The 18,007-nt window shown below is 70.0% G+C and carries 14 protein-coding genes, 2 tRNA genes and 1 riboswitch; of the genes, 7 read left to right on the forward strand and 9 right to left on the reverse strand.

What is annotated here, in order from left to right:
- Positions 1–350: 350 nt before the first annotated feature.
- The 6 genes from ACFYSC_RS24530 to ACFYSC_RS24555 form a co-directional block, all read right to left on the reverse strand.
- The gene (locus ACFYSC_RS24530) at positions 351–2,921 is read right to left on the reverse strand and encodes a valine--tRNA ligase (protein WP_389966497.1); all 2,571 of its coding nucleotides are present in this window, start codon (positions 2,919–2,921) and stop codon (positions 351–353) included.
- 174 nt (positions 2,922–3,095) lie between these two features.
- Positions 3,096–4,376 (reverse strand): ATP-dependent Clp protease ATP-binding subunit ClpX, encoded by a 1,281-nt coding sequence (gene clpX, locus ACFYSC_RS24535; protein WP_362946730.1) that lies wholly within the window; start codon positions 4,374–4,376, stop codon positions 3,096–3,098.
- A 193-nt stretch (positions 4,377–4,569) separates the two neighbouring features.
- Complete coding sequence (locus ACFYSC_RS24540) at positions 4,570–5,214, reverse strand: ATP-dependent Clp protease proteolytic subunit (RefSeq protein ID WP_389965920.1); 645 nt, start codon at positions 5,212–5,214, stop codon at positions 4,570–4,572.
- 11 nt (positions 5,215–5,225) lie between these two features.
- A complete protein-coding gene (locus ACFYSC_RS24545) occupies positions 5,226–5,870 on the reverse strand; it encodes a ClpP family protease (RefSeq protein WP_389965923.1) in 645 nt (214 codons plus the stop codon).
- 231 nt (positions 5,871–6,101) lie between these two features.
- Positions 6,102–7,499 (reverse strand): trigger factor, encoded by a 1,398-nt coding sequence (gene tig / locus ACFYSC_RS24550; RefSeq protein WP_389965926.1) that lies wholly within the window; start codon positions 7,497–7,499, stop codon positions 6,102–6,104.
- Positions 7,500–7,709: 210 nt separating this feature from the next.
- Positions 7,710–8,576 carry a helix-turn-helix domain-containing protein gene (locus ACFYSC_RS24555; RefSeq protein WP_389965929.1) on the reverse strand — a complete coding sequence of 289 codons (867 nt, stop codon included), beginning with the start codon at positions 8,574–8,576 and terminating at the stop codon, positions 7,710–7,712.
- A 276-nt stretch (positions 8,577–8,852) separates the two neighbouring features.
- On the opposite strand from ACFYSC_RS24555, the gene ACFYSC_RS24560 reads away from it, so the two are divergent.
- Positions 8,853–9,347, forward strand: a complete 495-nt coding sequence (locus ACFYSC_RS24560; protein WP_389965931.1) for an ATP-binding protein — start codon at positions 8,853–8,855, stop codon at positions 9,345–9,347.
- A gap of 143 nt (positions 9,348–9,490) precedes the next feature.
- Here ACFYSC_RS24560 and ACFYSC_RS24565 read toward each other — a convergent pair.
- Positions 9,491–9,567 (reverse strand) — tRNA-Pro (locus ACFYSC_RS24565).
- An 89-nt stretch (positions 9,568–9,656) separates the two neighbouring features.
- Here ACFYSC_RS24565 and ACFYSC_RS24570 point away from each other — a divergent pair.
- The 6 genes from ACFYSC_RS24570 to ACFYSC_RS24595 all read left to right on the forward strand — a co-directional run bounded on the left by ACFYSC_RS24570 (position 9,657) and on the right by ACFYSC_RS24595 (position 15,924).
- Positions 9,657–9,727: transfer RNA gene (locus ACFYSC_RS24570), tRNA-Gly, on the forward strand.
- A gap of 558 nt (positions 9,728–10,285) precedes the next feature.
- Positions 10,286–12,007 (forward strand): SpoIIE family protein phosphatase, encoded by a 1,722-nt coding sequence (locus ACFYSC_RS24575; RefSeq protein ID WP_389965934.1) that lies wholly within the window; start codon positions 10,286–10,288, stop codon positions 12,005–12,007.
- Positions 12,008–12,114: 107 nt separating this feature from the next.
- Positions 12,115–12,705, forward strand: a complete 591-nt coding sequence (locus ACFYSC_RS24580; RefSeq protein ID WP_389965937.1) for a TIGR03086 family metal-binding protein — start codon at positions 12,115–12,117, stop codon at positions 12,703–12,705.
- Positions 12,706–12,853: 148 nt separating this feature from the next.
- Positions 12,854–13,654: a DeoR/GlpR family DNA-binding transcription regulator gene (locus ACFYSC_RS24585; protein WP_389965940.1), complete on the forward strand. Its 801-nt coding sequence runs from the start codon at positions 12,854–12,856 to the stop codon at positions 13,652–13,654.
- Positions 13,651–14,730 (forward strand): galactose-1-phosphate uridylyltransferase, encoded by a 1,080-nt coding sequence (gene galT, locus ACFYSC_RS24590; protein WP_362946710.1) that lies wholly within the window; start codon positions 13,651–13,653, stop codon positions 14,728–14,730. The genes ACFYSC_RS24585 and galT overlap by 4 nt, the downstream gene beginning before the upstream one ends.
- A 71-nt stretch (positions 14,731–14,801) precedes the next feature.
- Positions 14,802–14,938, forward strand: a riboswitch (cyclic di-AMP (ydaO/yuaA leader).
- Positions 14,939–14,979: 41 nt separating this feature from the next.
- Positions 14,980–15,924, forward strand: a complete 945-nt coding sequence (locus tag ACFYSC_RS24595; protein ID WP_389965943.1) for a hypothetical protein — start codon at positions 14,980–14,982, stop codon at positions 15,922–15,924.
- Between the two features lie 55 nt (positions 15,925–15,979).
- Here the strand turns inward: ACFYSC_RS24595 and ACFYSC_RS24600 are convergent, their stop codons facing one another.
- Both ACFYSC_RS24600 and ACFYSC_RS24605 read right to left on the reverse strand, forming a co-directional pair.
- Positions 15,980–16,510, reverse strand: coding sequence for a MarR family winged helix-turn-helix transcriptional regulator (locus tag ACFYSC_RS24600; RefSeq protein ID WP_389965946.1), 531 nt, complete (start codon positions 16,508–16,510; stop codon positions 15,980–15,982).
- Positions 16,511–16,576: 66 nt separating this feature from the next.
- Complete coding sequence (locus ACFYSC_RS24605) at positions 16,577–17,884, reverse strand: site-2 protease family protein (protein WP_362946702.1); 1,308 nt, start codon at positions 17,882–17,884, stop codon at positions 16,577–16,579.
- Positions 17,885–18,007: the final 123 nt, after the last annotated feature.

Raw genomic sequence — 18,007 nt, forward strand, 5'->3', positions numbered from 1 at the left:
TCTCAATCTTAGCAGTTCCGCCTGGTTTGTGTCAAACTGTCGCTTTCGCTTCAGCCGACCCGCACCCGCCGGATCCACCCGGATCTCGACCACCCCGTCTCCAGGGCAACCCCTCTAACTTACTCCAACATCCCGTCGTTGTCCAACCGGATGCCGTCGGGACGTGAACGTCCCAGCGAAGCTAGTTCGGAGGGGGTCGCGGAGACGTGCCCCGCGGGAAGAAACTCTAGCAGCCCCTCCGGGCTCTCATGACCAACTTCGTGGAACAGTCGGGTATTCCCTCCGCCACGGCCCCTAAACCCTGTGGGCCCGGAGTCCGATCGGACTCCGGGCCCACAGGGTGTGCGGGCTCAGCCGGCAGGAAGAGCGGCCAGCTGCGCGGTGAGCCGGTCGATGTCCTGGTCCGCCTGCGCCGCGCGGGCGCGGACCTTGGCGACCACCTCGTCAGGGGCCTTGGACATGAACTGCTCGTTGCCCAGCTTGGCGGCCACCTGCGCGGCCTCCTTCCGGGCGGCCGCGAGGTCCTTCTCCAGCCGCTTGCGCTCGGCGACCACGTCGATCGTCCCCGCGGTGTCGATCTCCACCACGATGCCGTTCACATCGAGACGAGCGGTGGCCGCGAACGACTCCGACGGTTCGTCGAGCCGGAGGAGCGCGCGGATGGCCCTCTCATGCGGGGCGAGAGCCGTACCGGTGAGCGACAGGCGCGCGGCGACGCGCTGACCGGGCTTGAGCCCCTGGTCGGAACGGAACCTGCGGACCTCGGTCACCAGGCCCTGAACGGCGAGGATCTCCTCCTCGGCGGAGGCGTCGCGAAGCGACTCCTGGACGGCCGGCCACGGCGCGACCACGATGGAGTCTTTTCCGGTGAGGGCCCGCCACAGTTCCTCGGTGACGAACGGCACCAGCGGGTGCAGCAGCCGGAGCAGCGCGTCGAAGACGTGGCCGAGCACCAGCCGGGTGTGCTCCTGCCCGGCGGCGAGCTGGATCTTGGCCAGCTCGACGTACCAGTCGCAGACCTCGTCCCACGCGAAGTGGTAGAGGATGTCGGAGATCTTGGCGAACTCGAAGTCCTCGAAGGCGGCGTCGACCTCCGCCACGACCTTCTGGAGCCGCGAGAGGATCCACCGGTCGGCGGCCGTCAGCTCGTCGACTGGAAGCTCGCCGACCGCGGCGCCGTTCATCAGGGCGAAACGGGTGGCGTTCCAGATCTTGTTGCAGAAGTTGCGGGAGCCGCCGGCCCACTCCTCGCTGATAGCCACGTCGGAGCCGGGGTTGGCGCCGCGCAGCAACGTGAAACGGGTGGCGTCGGCGCCGAAGCGCTCGACCCAGTCGAGCGGGTCGACCACGTTGCCGAACGACTTGGACATCTTCTTGCCGTACTGGTCCCGGACCATGCCGTGCAGGGCCACCGTGTGGAACGGCGGGCGGCCGTCCATCGCGTAGAGGCCGAACATCATCATCCGGGCCACCCAGAAGAACAGGATGTCGTAGCCGGTGACCAGGACGGAGGTCGGGTAGAACTTCTCCAGTTCGGGCGTGCGGTCCGGCCAGCCCAGGGTCGAGAACGGCCACAGGCCCGAGGAGAACCAGGTGTCGAGGACGTCGGGGTCCTGGACGTATCCGGCGGGCGGTTCCTCGTCGGGTCCGACGCAGACGACCTCGCCGGCCGGGCCGTACCAGACAGGGATCCGATGGCCCCACCAGAGCTGGCGCGAGATGCACCAGTCGTGCATGTCGTCGACCCAGTCGAAGTAGCGCTTGGCCAGCTCCGGCGGGTGGATCTTCGTCTGGCCGTCGCGGACTGCGTCACCGGCGGCCTTGGCCAGGGGTGAGACGTTGACGAACCACTGCAGGGACAGCCGCGGCTCCACCACGGTCTTGCAGCGGGAGCAGTGGCCGACCGAGTGGAGGTAGGGGCGCTTCTCCTCGACGATCCGGCCCTGCTCGCGCAGCGCGGCCACCACGGCCGGACGGGCCTCGAAACGGTCGAGCCCCTGGAAGGGGCCGTGCGTGGTGATCACTCCGCGCTCGTCCATCACCGCCAGGGACGGCAGCGAATGGCGGCGGCCGATCTCGAAGTCGTTTGGGTCGTGCGCCGGGGTGACCTTGACGGCGCCGGTGCCGAAGGCCGGATCGACGTGCTCGTCGGCCACCACCGGGATGCGGCGTCCGGTGAGGGGGAGTTCGACCTCGCGGCCGACCAGGTGGGCGTAGCGCTCGTCGGACGGGTGGACGGCCACCGCGGTGTCGCCGAGCATGGTCTCGGCCCGGGTCGTGGCCACGACGATGGAGTCCTCGCCGTCGCCGTACCGGATCGAGACGAGCTCGCCCTCGTCGTCGCTGTGCTCCACCTCGATGTCCGACAGCGCGGTCAGGCAGCGCGGGCACCAGTTGATGATGCGTTCGGCGCGGTAGATGAGCCCGTCGTCGAACAGCCTCTTGAAGATCGTCTGAACCGCGCGGGAGAGACCGGGGTCCATCGTGAAACGCTCACGCGTCCAGTCGACGCCGTCGCCGAGCTTGCGCATCTGACCGAGGATCCGGCCGCCGGACTCTTCCTTCCACTGCCAGACACGCTCGACGAAGGCCTCGCGACCGAGGTCGTGGCGGGACAGGCCCTCCTTGGCGAGTTCCCGCTCGACGACGTTCTGGGTGGCGATGCCCGCGTGGTCCATGCCCGGCAGCCAGAGCGTCTCCTGGCCGCGCATGCGGGCGCGACGGGTCAGCGCGTCCTGGATCGAGTGGTCGAGGGCGTGACCGATGTGCAGGACGCCGGTCACGTTGGGCGGCGGCAGGACGATGCTGTACGGCTCGCGCCCGCTGCTCGCGTCCGCGGTGAAGTGTCCCTCCGATACCCAGCGCTCGTAGCTCCGGGTCTCCACGTCGGCGGGGGTGTACTGGGTGGGCAGATCTGGCATCGTCACGGTGTCCAATTCTAGGGACGTCCGGGTGGTCGATGCTCCAGGCTTCTCCGGAGTCGTCTCCCACCCGGCCGGATCGCCCCGAGCGGACCGGCTCCGGAACGAAAGGACGCCCCCGCGGGATTCCTCCCCCGGTATCGCCGGCCGCCGTGCCGTACAGGCGACCGCGGGTTACGCGGACTTCTCGCGCGGCGTGCGCTGCTGCTTGTTGAGCTGGTCGCGGGGCACGAGGGTCGGGTTGACGTGCTCGAGGACCGACTCTCGGGTGATGACGACCCGCGCCACGTCCTGGCGGGAGGGCACCTCGTACATCACCGACTGGAGGACCTCCTCCAGGATGGCCCGCAGGCCGCGGGCGCCGGTGCCGCGCAGGATCGCCTGGTCGGCGATGGCGCCCAGGGCGTCGTCGCTGAACTCCAGCTCGACGTTGTCCAGCTCGAAGAGCCGGCGGTACTGCTTCACCAGGGCGTTGCGCGGCTCGGTGAGGATCTGGATCAGGGCGTCGCGGTCGAGGTTGTGCACGCTGGTGATGACCGGGAGGCGGCCGACGAACTCGGGGATCATGCCGAACTTCAGCAGGTCCTCCGGCATGACGTCCTTGAAGATGTCGGAGGCGTCGATGTCGTCCTTGGAGTGGATGATCGCGTTGAACCCGATGCCCTTGCGGCCGATGCGGGACTCGATGATCTTCTCCAGGCCGGCGAAGGCGCCGCCGCAGATGAACAGCACGTTGGTGGTGTCGATCTGGATGAACTCCTGGTGCGGGTGCTTGCGCCCGCCCTGGGGCGGCACGCTCGCCGTGGTGCCTTCCAGGATCTTCAGGAGTGCCTGTTGGACGCCTTCCCCGGAGACGTCCCTGGTGATCGACGGGTTCTCGCTCTTGCGGGCGATCTTGTCGACCTCGTCGATGTAGATGATGCCGGTCTCGGCCTTCTTGACGTCGTAGTCGGCGGCCTGGATCAGCTTGAGGAGGATGTTCTCGACGTCCTCGCCGACGTAGCCCGCCTCGGTCAGCGCGGTGGCGTCGGCGATGGCGAAGGGCACGTTGAGCATCTTCGCCAGCGTCTGGGCGAGCAGCGTCTTGCCCGAGCCGGTCGGGCCCAGGAGCAGGATGTTGGACTTGGCCAGCTCCAGGCCGTCGTCGCGGCCGCGGTCGCCGGACTGCACCCGCTTGTAGTGGTTGTAGACCGCCACCGACAGGGCCTTCTTCGACTGGTCCTGGCCGATGACGTAGGCGTCGAGGAACTCGTAGATCTCCCGCGGCTTGGGGAGACTGTCCCACTTGAGCTCGGAGGACTCGCTGAGCTCCTCTTCGATGATCTCGTTGCAGAGATCGATGCACTCATCGCAGATGTATACGCCGGGTCCGGCGATGAGCTTCTTGACTTGCTTCTGGCTCTTCCCACAGAAAGAGCACTTCAGCAGGTCTCCCCCGTCGCCGATGCGTGCCACCCCAGATACTCCTTTGCGTGGGACCGCCCTGGCTTCCGCGGTCCGTTTCTTCCGACCGGCCCGATACCCGGTGCGAAAAGTCATCCCGCTCAGGTTTCGACGTTACCGTCTTCTGGGCCCTCAGTGAGCCCCCTGGCGGCGAGTCGCACCGGAACGTGCCCAATTAGGCACCGTTCCGGTGCGGTGGACCCCGCTAGGAAGCTACGGCCTTGGCCAGCTTCTTGCGGGACGGGATGATGTCGTCGATCAGCCCGTACGCCTTCGCCTCCTCGGAATCGAGGATCTTGTCGCGCTCGATGTCCTTGCGGATCTGCTCGGCCGACCGACCGGTGTGCCGCGACAGGATCTCCTCCATCTGCGTGCGCATACGGAGGATCTCACGCGCCTGGATCTCGATGTCGCTGCCCTGGCCGCCGCCCTCGGTGGAGGGCTGGTGGATCAGCATCCGGGCGTTCGGCAGGCCGAACCGCTTGCCGGGCGTGCCGCCGGCCAGCAGGATCGCCGCCGCCGAGGCCGCCTGGCCGAGGCAGACCGTCTGGATCTCCGGCCGGACGAACTGCATCGTGTCGTAGATCGCCATCATGGCGGTGAACGACCCGCCGGGCGAGTTGATGTACATGCTGATGTCGCGGTCGGGATCGAGCGACTCCAGCGTCAGCAACTGCGCCATGACGTCATTGGCCGAGGCGTCGTCCACCTGCACGCCGAGGAAGATGATGCGGTCCTCGAACAGCTTGTTGTAGGGGTTCATCTCCTTCATGCCGTACGAGGTGCGCTCGACGAAGGAGGGAAGGACATAACGGCCGTTGATGTCTCCCGGCCGGATCAACTCACTCACCTTGTTCCCCTTCAGGAGACGGGGCCCGTGGAGGGCACCTGCCGGGCGCTGCGGACGACGTGGTCGATGAAGCCGTAGTCCTTGGCCTCCTCGGCCGTGAACCAGCGGTCGCGGTCGGAGTCGGCCTCGATCTGGTCGATCGGCTGTCCGGTGTGGAAGGCGATCCGCTCGGCGAGGGTCTTCTTGACGTAGAGCATCTGCTCGGCCTGGATGGCGATGTCGGCGGCGGTGCCCCCGATGCCTCCGGATGGCTGGTGCATCATGATGCGGGCGTGCGGCAGGGCGAACCTCTTGCCGCGCTCGCCGGCGCAGAGGAGGAACTGGCCCATGGAGGCGGCCAGGCCCATCGCGACCGTGCACACGTTGTTGGGCACGTATTCCATCATGTCGTAAATCGCCATACCGGCGGTCACGGACCCACCGGGCGAGTTGATGTAGAGCCAGATGTCGCGCTCGCCGTCGTCGGCCGCGAGCAGAAGCAGCTCGGCACAGATCCGGTTGGCGATCTCGTCGTTGACCTGGGTGCCCAGCACGATGATGCGCTCACGCAGCAGCCGCTGGTAGAGCTGGTCTTCGAGCCTGAACGAGCCGGTCGGCTGGCTCATCGACTCAGGCCCGGAGCCGGTCGGCTGGTAAATGGTCGGCGGGCTGGTCACAGCGTCACCTTCCGATGCGTCGTAATCGATTGTGGCTTTGCTTGTGACCTTAACGCGCGCCGCCCACCGGACATGCCCCCTCCCGCTGCTGTTCGCTGACGGCGCATGCTCGCCCCGCTGCCGGGACGCCCCGTACGGGGCGTCCCGGCCGTGTTCCGCGAGGGTTCCGGGAAGACGGCGGCGCCCCACCGCGCCGGGCACGGTGGGGCGCCGCGTGGCGCGCGTCGGCGGTTACTTCCCGGCGGCCTCGTCGGCCTGCTCCGCGGCGGTCTCCTCGGCGGCGGGCTCCTCGCCGGCCTCCTCGGCGTTGATCTCGGCGTAGATGGCCTTGAGGTCGACCTCGTTGCCGGCCTCGTCGGTCACCTTGGCGGCGTCGCCGACCAGGCTCTTGGCCTTGTCACGGACGATCTCGACCATGGCGAGGGTGAGCTGGTCGTTGTCGGCGAGGTGCTGGGCGAGCACGTTCGGGGCGACGTTCATCTGCATGGCGCGGCGCACCACGAAGTTGGTCAGCTCCTGCTCGCTGACGCCGATCTCCTCGGCCTTGACGATCTTGTCGAGGACGAAGCCGGTCTTGAGTGCCTTGGCGGCGCTCTCGTCGAACTCGGCGTTCCGCTCTTCCTCGGTGGTCTGGTAGAGGCGGAAGAACGCCTCCTTGCTCAGGCCGCTCTCCGCGATCTGGTGCTCCAGGTTGTGCTTGCGATTGTCGACCTCGGCCTTGAGGGCGCTCTCCGGAAGCGGGATGTCGATCTGGGCGAGGAGGGCGTCGAGGGCGTTCTCGCGGGCCTGGACGACCTGCTCGATCAGCTTGTTGCGGCGGCCCTGCTCGCGGATGCTGGCCTTGAGCTCGTCGAGGGTGTCGAACTCGCTGGCGAGCTGCGCGAACTCGTCGTCGAGCTCGGGGAGGACCTTCTCCTTGACGTTCTTGATGGTGATCGTGACCACGGCCTCCTCGCCGGCGTTCTCGCCGCCGACCAGGTTCGTGGTGAACTCCTTGACGTCACCGGCGGACATGCCGGCCAGGGCGTCGTCGAGGCCCTGGAGCACCGATCCGGCTCCGACCTCGTAGGAGACGTCGTTGGCCTGCTGCTCCTCGATGTTCCTGCCGTCGATCGCGGCGGCGAGGTCCATGACGACGTAGTCGCCGGCGGCGGCGGGGCGCTCGACGCCGGTGAGCGTGGCGAAGCGCTGGCGGAGGCCGTCCAGCTGGGCCTCGACATCCTCGTCGCTCACCTCGGCGACCGGGACGGTCACCTCGATGCCCTGGTAGTCGGGGACGTCGAAGTTCGGGCGGACGTCGACCTCGGCGGTGAACTCGACCTGCTCGCCATCGTCGATCTTGGTGACCTCGATGTCCGGCTGGCTGACCGGGAAGATCTCACTCTCGTCGACGGCCTGGCCGTACAGCTTCGGCACCGCGTCGTTGAGGGTCTCCTCCAGCACCACCGCGCGGCCGAAGCGCTGCTCGATGATGCGGGCCGGAACCTTGCCGGGGCGGAATCCGGGGACGCGCACCTGCTGCGCGACCTTCTTGTACGCCGCCTTCATGCTCTCGCCGAGCTCCTCGAACGGCACCTCGACAGTGAGCTTGACCCGGGTCGGGCTGAGCTCCTCGACAGCGGTCTTCACGGGGTGGTCTCCTTGATCAAGCTTCGAGTGATCGCGGGCGCGTCAAGTCGTACGGCTACCGCGGCAAGCTCGCGCGCCGCGCCCACATGAGCGGCGCGGGGCACAGCCTTTGAGACAGGCAAGCCGTGAGGGCATGATCCACCGTGGCGGGTGTCCAGCGCCGCTGGCCAGTCTAAGGCAGTCGCGCACCACAGAGCGACCGGTGGTCGTTCAGTTCTCCTTGATGATGCGCCGCAGGATGTCGGTCGTCTCGTCCGGGGTGGTGCTGACGGCGCACAGGCGTTCCATGACCTCGCTGTAACGGTCCACCTCTTCCCGCTTGTCGAGGTAGAGGGCACTGGCGAGTTGCTCGACGTAGACCACGTCGGGCAGGTCGGGGTCGGCGAAGCGCAGCACGCTGAAGGCGCCGCCCTCGGCGCTGTGGCCGCCGAAGCTGAACGGCATGACCTGGATCGTGACGTTCGGCCGCCGCATGAGCTCCAGCAGGTGCTCCAGCTGGGCCCGCATCACGTCGGCGCCGCCGATGGGGCGGCGCAGCGCCGCCTCGTCGATGACCGCCCAGAAGAACGGTCCGTCGGGCCGGTCGAGCACCTTCTGGCGCTCCGTCCGAAGGTCGACGCGGCGTTCGATCTCCTCGGGCCCGACGCCGGCGCTTCCCGCGGTGATGACCGCCCTGGCGTACTCCTTGGTCTGGAGCAGGCCGGGCACGAACTGGACCTCGTAGGTGCGGATCCGGGAGGCGGCCTCCTCCAGCCCGACGTAGGTCTGGAACCACGAGGGCAGCAGGTCGTTGAAGCGGTGCCACCACCCCGGCTCGTTGGCCCGGGACAGGAGGTCCATGACCGCCGAGCGTGCCTGCTCGTCCTCGACGCCGTAGAAGGTCAGCAGGTCGGCGACGTCGCGCTCCCGCAGTCCGACCCGGCCGAGCTCCATCCTGCTGATCTTGGATTCGGAGCCCCGGATCAGATGGCCCGCCTCCTCACGGGAGAGACCCCGGGCCTCACGCAGCCGGCGCAGTTGGGAGCCCAAAAGGATACGCAGAGCTGTCGGACCCGATCCCGGGTGGATCTGCGTCACTTCGCCTCCCTGTGCACTTGGGCCAGCGCACACAGTGTCATCACTTCCGGCCGTCATGACAAGGTCCAACGCCGTGGCCGATTCAACGAGCATCCCGCAAGAATCGAAGATGCGGCTGCACGCTGCAACTGCACGTGCATTTGGGTCTTGCAGGGGGCGGCCCGGTGACTCATGATGGCCTAGTGCATATTGGGCTTAAGGTGCACAAGCTCTGACAATTCACAGGCAGCACCAGGCAGTACGGAGATGGCAATGGCGGCGGGAGGCACCGGCAGGATGGTTGAGGAGCCAGAATCGGCTACCGACTACCTGCGGGCGACCCGCGAGGTCAGCTTCGACGATCTCCTTCTGGCCGACCGGCTCGACGGCTCCGACGCCACCGCGTGCCCGCTCCCCCCTCAGGCCGACTCCGTCAAGACCGCGCGGGACGTGACCCGCTCGACGCTGCGCCACTGGGGTCTGTCAGAACTGGGCGACGACGCAGCGCTAGTGGTTTCGGAACTGGTGACCAACGCGGTCCGCTACTCACTGTGCCCGCCCGTCCGTGCCGACGCCACCCCGATCACGCTGATGCTGATGCGCATCTCGGCGCACGTCGTCCTCGCCGTGGCCGACCCGAGCGACGAGGCGCCCACGCCCAAGGAGCCCGATTTCATCTCCGAGAACGGCCGCGGTCTCTACATCGTGGAGACCTACAGCAGGTGCTGGGGATGGGACCACCTCGCCCGCGGCGGCAAGGCCGTCTGGGCCGTCTTCAGCGGGACCGGCTGACCCTCGCCCTGCCGGATCACGGTCGGGCGGGACCCGCGGACCCCGGGGGCCGGCGCGCCGGCCGGGCCGCACGGACCCCGCCCGACCCCGTCGAACGGAAATCGAACGGGAAAGGGCCGACCCGTACGGATCGGCCCCGGCCGTGGTCGGGGTGACAGGATTTGAACCTGCGGCCCCCTGCTCCCAAAGCAGGTGCGCTACCAAGCTGCGCCACACCCCGGTTCGCCGAGTGCGCGCACGGTCCGGAACTCCGGTACGATTACGCCCTGACGACCGGATGAAGTCTAGACCAGACCGGCACCGGCTCGTGCGGACGTAGCTCAATGGTAGAGCCCCAGTCTTCCAAACTGGCTACGCGGGTTCGATTCCCGTCGTCCGCTCCGAATTACGGAAGGCCAGGTCATCCCATGCGGGACGGCCTGGTCTTCCGCTTTTCCGGGGTGTTCTCCCATCCTCCGCCCCGCCGTCCCTCTCGCGAAATCCGTTCGGCCCGTGCGCTCACGGCGCAATCCGTACGGCGGGCCGGGCCGTACGGACCGCGGCGGCCGGGAGCCGGGGGATTCCGCCCTGGCCTGGGGAAGGGCTCTCCGGGCCGTCCCCGGGCCAAGGGGCACGGGATGCGAAACACCGCGCCGCGCCGTACAGGCGTCACAAGACTCATATGGCGAATAATCCGAAATCTCCGGCAAAAATGAGCCTAGACCCTAGATCGTTCCTTACCATTCTTCTTTGGACGTAGCCGAGTTCGTGGAGGGGAACGTGACGAGGTCCGACGGCGTCATCATCAGCGGTGAGCACAGCGGGCTCCCCCACGCCGCTCGCCTCTCACCCTCCAGTCCGCCCACCGCCGGGTCCGGCGGACCCCGCGGACGGTCCTGGGATCCACCCGCGGGCGGCCCGGCCACCCGGCGGACCACGGCCCCCCTCCGGCGGAACGCGTGAACCGCCGCTTCGTCACCAAGGACCCGGCCACCGCGATCCCCCGGATGAGCAGCCCCGCCTCCATGAACGAGCAGCTGTCGCTGCTCAACGCGGCGAGCAAGCGGATCGGCAGCACCCTCGACATGTTCGAGACCGGCAGGGAGCTGATGAACGTCGCCGTGCCGCGGTTCGCCGACGCGGCCGGCATCCTGGTGCAGGACCGGCTGGTGGCCGAGGGAGAGTCCCCCCAGCGCGCCGTCGACGGGTCGGTGCCGGTCCGGCGGATCGCGGTCGGGGTGTCCAGCTCGTCGCCCGGCGAGTACGCCGACGCGTTCCCGGTGGACGAGGTCGTCGTCTACGACGCCTGGACCCCGTACGCCAGGTGCATGGCCACCGGCAACCCGATCCTCTACCCCCGGCTGGGCCGCCGGACCTCCGAGGAGATCGGGCGGTTCGCCAAGCGCGACACGGTGGCCAGGGTGCTGGAGGACAGCTCGTTCCTGGTCGTGCCGCTGAAGGCGCGCGGCCAGGTGCTCGGATTCGTCGTCTTCACCCGCAGGCCGGACAGCGAGCCGTTCGAGGAGCAGGACATCAACCTCGCCGAGGAGCTGGCGGCGAGGACCGCCGTCTGCCTCGACAACGCCCGGCTCTACAACCGCGAGCGGCGCACCGCGCTCACCCTGCAGAGCAGCCTGCTCCCGGTCGACCTCCAGCAGCCCCTGGGCCTGACGGTCGCCTCCCGCTACCTGCCCGCGAGCGACCTGGTCGGGGTGGGCGGCGACTGGTACGACGTGATCCAGCTCCCCGGATGCCGGGTGGCCCTCGTCGTGGGCGACGTGATGGGGCACGGGATCAGGGCCGCGGCCACGATGGGCCAGCTCCGCACGGCCGCCCGCACGCTCGCCAGCCTCGACCTCACCCCCGCCGAGGTGTTGTTCCGCCTCAACCGGATGAGCCAGGACCTGGACGGCAGCCAGATCGCGACGTGCGTCTACGCCACCTACGACCCCGTCACGCGGACCTGTGCGATCGCCTCGGCGGGACACGTCCCGCCGGTCCTGGTACGGCCCGGCGGCGGGGCCGAGCCGCTGGAGCTGCCCCCCGGGCTGCCCCTCGGCATCGGCAACGAACTGGTGGAGATGCGCGAGCTCGTCCTGCCGCACGGCGCCGTCCTCGCCTTCTACACCGACGGCCTGGTGGAGAGCCGCGAGCGGGACATCGACGAGGGGATCGGCATGGTCTGCGACCTGCTGGCCGATCAGAACCCGGACCTGGAGGCGGTCTGCGACCTCACGATCGAGGCCCAGCGCCCCGGGCACGAGCGCGACGACATCGCGCTCCTGCTGGCCAGGGTGCGGGAGCTGGGCGAGGAGGACCTGGCGCAGCTCACGCTCACCCCCGACCCGCGCTCCGCCGCCCAGGCCCGCCGCCTCGTGCGCGCGACGCTGTCGGAGTGGCGGCTGGACCCGATCGCCGACGCCACCGAGCTCATGATCAGTGAGCTGGTCACCAACGCCATCAAGCACGGCTCGGGCATCGTCGAGGTGCGCCTGCTGCGCGGCCCCTCGCTGGTGTGCGAGGTGGCCGACCGCTCTCCGCTGCCCCCGGTCATGCGTGAGGCGGGCAGCGACGACGACACCGGCCGCGGCCTGCATCTGATCAACTGGCTCGCGCACCGCTGGGGCACCCGCCCGACCCCGGACGGCAAGATCGTCTGGGTGGAGCAGCGCCTGCCGTAGGGTCTCCCCGGCCCTGTTCCCCGGCCCCGCCGGAGCCGTGCCCACGGGACGCGATGACTACTCGTCCCGCGGGAGTTACGGTCGAGGTGAGGATCGGGGAGGACATGATGAGCATCGACATACGCGAGGCCTACCGCCGAGCGCTGGACGACTTCGGCGCTCTCGTCCACCGGATCGGGTCCGGGCAGTGGGGGCGTCCCACCCCGTGCGTGGACTGGGACGTCCGCACCCTGGTCGACCACGTGGTCAGGGAGAACCGCTGGGTCCCCCTGCTGCTGGCCGACCGGACCGTGGGCGAGACCGGTGACGCCCTGGACGGCGACATGCTCGGTGACGACGCGCTGAAGGCGTTCGACACCTCCGCCACCGCGGCCGTGCAGGCCGTGTTCGAGGACGGGGCGCTCACCCGCGTCGTCCACCTGTCGTTCGGCGACGCGCCCGGCGGCGAGTACGTCGCGGAGCTGTTCGCCGACGTCCTGATCCACACCTGGGACCTCGCCCGGGCCATCGGCGCCGACGAGCGGCTCGACCCGGAGCTGGTCGACGCCTGCGCGGCCTGGTTCGCCGACGCGGAGAAGGGCTACCGGCAGGCCGGGGTCATCGGGGAGCAGCAGCCGGTCCCCGCGGGCACCGACGCGCAGACCCGTCTCCTTGCGGCCTGGGGCCGCCCGCCGAGGCCCGCCGGAGACGACGGCTAGATCCGTTCGCGGACGGCCTCCGTCCGCCGCCCGGCGGGAACGCCTGCCGGGCCCGCCCGCGGGCCACTCCCATCCACCAGGTTCCAACATCTTCCAACTACCATGGTTGTGGTAATTTGCTGGAATCTGGTGATTTAAGGGGTGGTCAATGCTCGCCCAGCAGCGGCGGCAGGCGATCTTGGACCGGGTGCGCACGAGCGGCGGCGCCCGGGTCGCCGACCTGGTGCGTGAGCTCGGGGTCTCGGACATGACGATCCGCCGGGACCTGGAGGTGCTGGCCGAGCGCGGGCTGGTGGCGAAGGTCCACGGCGGCGCCACCGTCGCCGGGCCCGGCTCCACCGAGGAACCGGGGTTCGCCGCCAAGTCGGCGCGCCAGCAGCCGGAGAAGGAGGCGATCGCCCGGCGGGCGGCCCGGCTGGTACGGCCGGGCACGGCCGTGGCGCTCTCCGCCGGGACCACCACCTGGACGCTCGCCCGCTTCCTGACCGACGTGCCCGACCTGACGGTGATCACCAACTCGATCGGGGTCGCCGACGTCTTCCACCGCTCCCCCCGCGCCGACCGCACCGTCGTGCTGACCGGCGGCGTCCGCACGCCCTCCGACGCGCTGGTCGGCCCGGTCGCGGTCGCGGCGATCCGCGGGCTGCACGTGGACACCCTCTTCCTCGGCGTGCACGGGATGAGCGTGCGCGCCGGGTTCACCACGCCCAACCTGCTGGAGGCCGAGACCGACCGCGAGCTGGTCGCCTCGGCGCACCGGCTGGTGGTGCCGGCCGACCACACCAAGTGGGACACGGTCGGCATCAGCACGATCGCCGGACTGGCCGAGGCGCACGTCGTGGTCAGCGACTCCGGCCTGCCGGAGGAGGCCCGCGAGGAGCTGGCGTCCCAGGTGGGCGAACTGATCATCACCGACCCCCACCAGCGGAACGAGACGGTGAGCTCATGAAACGCACGATCACCCACCTGGCCGACGGCCGCGAACTGCTCTACTTCGACCGGCGGGACGACGCCGACCGGAGCGCGGCCGACCTGCGCGACCTGCCGCCCCGCCCCCCGGCCTCCGAGCTGCGCTACGACCCTCTCACCGAGGAGTGGATCGCGGTGGCCGGGCACCGCCAGAGCCGCACGTTCCTGCCCCCGGCCGACGAGTGCCCGCTGTGCCCCTCGGCCCCCGGCCGGCTCACCGAGATCCCCTCATCCGACTACGACGTCGTGGTCTTCGAGAACCGCTTCCCGTCCTTCTCCGGCCAGCCGGTCGACGCCGTTCCGGTCGGCGGGCTGAGCGAGGTCCGCCCGGGGACCGGGCGGTGCGAGGTGGTGTGCTTCACCTCCGACCACGGCTCCTCCTTCTCGCGGCTGTCCCCCGAGCAGGTCGATCTGGTCATGGAGGCGTGGATCGACCGTACGGCGGAGCTGTCGGCGCTGCCCGGGGTGGAGCAGGTCTTCTGCTTCGAGAACCGGGGCCCCGAGATCGGCATCACCCTGGCCCACCCGCACGGGCAGATCTACGCCTACCCCTACGTGACCCCCCGGACCCGGCTGTCCCTGGAGGCGGCCGAGCGGCACCGGAGGCGGACCGGCGGCAACCTGTTCGCCGACGTGCTCGCCGCCGAGCGGGAGGCGGGCGTCCGCGTGGTCGCCGCCAACGAGCACTGGACGGCGTTCGTGCCGGCCGCGGCGCGCTGGCCGGTCGAGGTCCACCTCTACCCCCATCGCCGGGTTCCCGGCCTGGGGTCGCTGGAGGCCGCCGAGCGGGCGGCGTTCGGCCCCCTGTACACCCGGGTCCTGCGCGCCCTGGACGGGTTCTTCGGTGTGCCCCTGCCGTACGTGGCGGCCTGGCACCAGGCGCCGGTGCACACCGGCCGGGATCTGTCGTACGCCCACCTGGAGGTGTTCAGCATCCGCCGGGCGCCCGACAAGCTGAAGTATCTGGCCGGGTCGGAGTCCGCGATGGGCGCCTTCGTCAACGACGTGCTGCCGGAGGACACGGCCCGCCGCCTGCGGTCCCTGGTCGGGGAATGACCGGCGGACGGTCACGGGACGGGGTCGCGTGACCGTCCGTTTACCATTACTATCCTCACCCATTGGACTTAATGTCCGATATGCCTAATTCCGGGTGCGTCGCCCGGGAGCCGGGGAACCACCGCACCCGGGGTGAATCCACTTCGGTGGAAGGGCTCTCTCCCGCCCGAACCCGTCAGCTAACCCGGTAGGCGGTAGGAGAGGAGAGCCGTGGCGGCCCCGTCCCCCACGTCCCGTCGCCGTGCGGCCATGACCGTCTCCGCGGTCTCGGCCCTGGTGTTCGTCCTCGCCGGCGGGCCCGCCGGCGCCGACCCCAAGCCGTCCGAGTCCGAACTGCGCGCCGACCTGGCGAAGCTCACCGAGAAGGTCGACGGGCTCATCGAGGACTACGCGGCCAAACGGGAGTCGCTGCGCGAGGCCCGGCAGGCCGAGAGCCGGGCCAGGGCCGCCCTTGCCGAGGCCGAACGCGCCTACGCGGAGGCCAGGAAGCAGGTCGCCGGCATCGCCAGCCTCCAGTACCAGGGCGGTCAGCAGGGGGGCGGGAGCGACCTGCCCTCCCTGCTGACCGCCCCCCGGATGGACGGCGCGGCGGTCACCGCCCAGCTCGCCGCCCAGCAGGGCGCCCACCTCCGGACCTTCGCCCAGAGCCGGGACCTGCGCGGCCGGGCGGCCGAGGAGGCCGCCCGGCTCACCGGCCGGATCGCCGAGGAGGGTGACGCCGTGGCCGCCCGGCGCCGCGACGCCGAGAAGGCCATCGCGGACATCAGGCGGAAGCTCGACGCGCTCGTCCCCGTGGGCTCGGGCCGTCGCACCGACGGCAGCTGGGCGCCCCAGCTGCCCACCGGCTCCGACAACATCACCGACCGTACCCGGATCATGCGCGAGGCGGTCGGGAAGCGGTTCACCCTCCCCCACGAGGTCGGCTGCTACCGCTCGGAGAACGACGGCGGCGAGCACCCGCTGGGCCGGGCCTGCGACTTCATGATGAGCACCGGCGGATCGACGCCCACGGCGGGCCATGTCGGGCTCGGCGACGAGATCGCCGCCTGGGCCCTCAAGAACAGGACCCGACTCGGGGTGAAGTACGTGATCTGGCGTCAGCGGATCAACAGCGGCACCGGCTGGCGCGCCATGTCCGACCGCGGCGGCGTCACCGCCAACCACTTCGACCACGTCCACATCTCGATGTACTGACGGACCCGGCCGGACGTTTCCCGGAGTACCGACGGACCCGGCGGGATCGGCGGCGTCACGGGCGGGTGACGGCGACGTCCGTCGTCCCCGCCGCCTCGGCGACCATCCGGTCCAGGCCGGCCAGGTCGGCCGGGCGGGCGACGGCCGCCTCCGCGAAACGGGCGAGCAGCCGGGCGAACGCCTCGCGGTCGGCCTCCGTCCAGTCGGCGATCAGGCCGTCCAGGTAGGTCCGCCGGTAGCGGACGACCACCTCCAGCACCCGGCGGCCACGCTCGCTCAGCACGAGGCGGGCCCGCCGGGCGTCCACCGCCGACTCCTCCCGTGCCACCAGACCCGCGCCGATCGCGTCGTTGACGAGCCTGCTGGCGGTGGACGGGTCCACGTCGAGCTGCTCGGCGACGGCGCCCACGGTCACCTCGGGGACGTCCAGGCTCAGCTTGTGCACCGCGTGCACGACCATCACGTTCGACATCTGCACCGGCCGGGGCGGCTCACCCGCCCGGCGGGCACGCAGCGGCCGGGCCCAGATCCGGCGCAGCCGGAACAGCGCCACGTCGATCGCCGCTCCCGGCGTCCGGTCGTTCACGGCGTACCCCTACGGCGGGTACGGCCCGCCCGCGGCGCGCCGTACGGGACGGATGGTCACGAAAGATCAACCCAGCAGGCGGATCGGGTTGAAGACGTCGGCGTACGCCAGCAGGCCGGCCATGACGATCATCACCAGGGCGATGGCGTAGGTGAGCGGGAGCGCCTTGGCGATGTCCACGTGGGAGGGGGCGGGACGGCGCGTCACACGGGCGAAGCCCCGCTTCAGGCCCTCCCACAGCCCGCCGGCGATGTGGCCGCCGTCCAGCGGGAGCAGCGGGATCAGGTTGAACATGCCGATCGCCAGGTTGAAGACGGCCAGCAGGTTGATGAAGATGACGACCTTGCTCTCCAGCGGAGCCGAGGAGGCCACGATCTCCCCGCCCATGCGGCCGACGCCGACGATGCCCACCGGGCCGTTCTTGTCGCGCTCCTGGCCGGAGAAGGCGGCGTTCCAGACGCCGACCATCTTCTCCGGGAAGCGCAGCAGCGCGCCCGCCGTCAGCGAGGTGGTGTCCCACATGTGGGAGGCGACCGCGCCGAGGCTCTGCCGCTCGGTGACGACCACCGGGCTGACCCCGAGGTAACCGACGCCCTTGTCGATCTTCCCGGGCTCGTCCAGCGACTCGCGGTCCTGGGCGATGAGGTTCGCGGTCACGGTCATCGGCCGGCCGTCCCGCTCGATGCCGATCGCCAGCGGGCCGGCGCCGTGGGAGCGGATGGCCCGCGTCGCGGCGTCCCAGCTCGCGACGGGCCTGCCCGCCACCGACACCAGGACGTCACCGGCGCGCAGCCCCGCCGCGGCGGCCGGGCTGGGCCTGTCGGTCGCGGCGCACCCGGCCCCGGGGTTCTTCGCGATCTCGGCGGAGGTCTTGACGCACTGCGGGACCGAGGAGATCTGGTTCTTCTGGACGGCGACGCCGAAGCCCATCATCACGACGGCGAACAGCACGAACGCCAGCACGAAGTTCATCGCCGGGCCGCCCGACATGACGATGACCTTCTGCCACCAGGGCTTGCGGTAGAAGACCCGGTCCTCGTCGCCGGGGCGGACCTCCTCCATCGCCGCGTCGCGGGCGTTCTCGATGAGGCCCTGCCACGGCCCGGTGGAGACCGAGCGCAGCGTGCCCGGCGCGTCGGTGGGCCGGGGCGGCAGCATGCCGATCATCCGGATGTAGCCGCCGAAGGGGAGCCACTTGACGCCGTACTCGGTCTCGCCCTTGTGGCGCGACCACAGCGTGGGGCCGAAGCCGACCATGTACTGGGTGACCTTGACGCCGAAGAGCTTGGCGGGCACCAGATGGCCGATCTCGTGCAGGCCGATCGAGACCATGAGTCCCAGGAGGATGATGAGGACCCCGACGAGCCAGCTCACAGGTCGTACTCCCCGGTCGTTTATGTGCGGGCGGCTTCCAATGGAGACTAACCCACGCTCCGTGGTTCCAGAGTGCCACAGAGACGGACCCTCCGGATCAAGACCCTTGCGCCGGGTTGACCG

Source organism: Streptosporangium sp. NPDC004379, assembly GCF_042873875.1.
In the GTDB taxonomy this organism is placed as follows: Bacteria; Actinomycetota; Actinomycetes; order Streptosporangiales; family Streptosporangiaceae; genus Streptosporangium.